Origin of the sequence: Paenibacillus terrae, from assembly GCF_000943545.1 — a bacterium.
In the GTDB taxonomy this organism is placed as follows: Bacteria; Bacillota; Bacilli; order Paenibacillales; family Paenibacillaceae; genus Paenibacillus; species Paenibacillus terrae_A.
This window is the reverse complement of record NZ_JTHP01000215.1, coordinates 1-307: the sequence shown is the minus strand read 5'-3', so window position 1 is coordinate 307 and position 307 is coordinate 1. Positions and strand designations below refer to the sequence as shown.

Annotated in this window: 1 pseudogene; it reads left to right on the top strand. The window is 43.3% G+C overall.

From position 1 onward, the window contains the following. Positions 1-307: pseudogene (locus tag QD47_RS33645) on the top strand (IS3-like element IS655 family transposase); the annotation flags it as partial.

Here is a 307-nt window from a genome sequence, read left to right as displayed (position 1 = left end):
GCTGGATCAAACAAGCTCAGGCGACGGGTTCCTTCAAAGAGAAGGACAATCGCTCATCAGAAGAAAATGAGCTGATCGCTTTGCAAAAAGAGAACCAGCGTCTGAAAATGGAAGTGGATATTTTAAAGCAAGCCGCGCTGATCATGGGACGAAAGTAACTATCATCCAGAATAATCGTGATAAATACTCGGTATCAGCAATGTGTGACGTCCTGCAAATCGCAAGAAGTACATTTTATTATGACGCCCAAGAACGAGCCACTGAAGACGATGTCACCGAAGCTATTGTGGATATCTTTCACAAGAAT